General features: G+C 51.2%; 1 protein-coding gene. It reads left to right on the forward strand.

The genetic code is table 11. The annotated features are described in order from the left end of the window. Positions 1-1,031 (forward strand): pyocin knob domain-containing protein (locus BLT29_RS13785; protein WP_281241435.1); only part of this gene is annotated, 1,031 nt, incomplete at both ends.

Genomic DNA, 1,031 nt, shown 5'->3' on the forward strand with positions numbered 1-1,031 from the left:
ATCAATTTATTGTTAGCCTCCATTGCGATGGAAGAAATGGGTCTGGCGCATATTATTAATGCTGAAGGAGAAAAAATTCAGTATGCTTTAGGCACTTTAAATGGATTAACGGGTCCGCCACTGTCTATTGAAGAAATTTTAGAGATTAATGGTGCTGTAGAAGACATGATGGACACGATATTCAAGAAAGAAATCATTTTAGAGTCTAAAATGAAAGATGCTGCACGTATTCCCAGTGTACTAGGTCCAACGGGTGCAACTGGACCAATTGGTCCAGAGGGAGAAGTGTTTAGTGTCAACGGGCAAGTTGGCATTGTCGTTCTTGATGCAGAAGATGTGGATGCCTTTCCATTGACGATGCCCGTTTCATCTAGTTCTGATTTAGATAGTTTTACAGATCCAGGTGTATATAGTTCAAATGGGACCGATGGCCCACCCGTTTCAGCGCCACTAGGTACGCCACAAGTATGGACACTCTATGTATCTGTCATTACACCAGCAACGGTCAATCCATGGGTCCAACAATTACTCTTTTCTAATCCAACACTATATATTCGTAATTTTGATGGTGATACGTCGACGTGGAGTGCTTGGGAACAAATTAGTCCACAAGGAGCGACGGGGCCAACTGGTCCGACGGGACCACCGGGACCTACAGGACCTATCGGCTTGGCAGGTCTTCAAGGGGCAATAGGTCCAACCGGAACGACAGGTGTCACGGGTGTGACCGGCGTCACCGGTGCAACGGGCGCAACGGGACCAACGGGCGCAACGGGTGCTACCGGCACAACAGGAGTCACTGGCGCAACAGGTATCACCGGACCAACGGGATCAACCGGACCAACAGGACCGACGGGACCCACAGGCCCAACAGGACCGACGGGACCAACCGGCGTGACCGGTGCCACAGGCGCTACAGGTGCTACCGGCATGACTGGTGCTACCGGCGTGACCGGTGTAACAGGTATCACCGGGCCAACGGGACCAACCGGTATTGTTATGGGTGCCACGGGTGTCACAGGACCAACGGG

The sequence above is a fragment of the Shouchella lonarensis genome, from assembly GCF_900096965.1.
Classification (GTDB): Bacteria; Bacillota; Bacilli; order Bacillales; family Bacillaceae_D; genus Shouchella; species Shouchella lonarensis.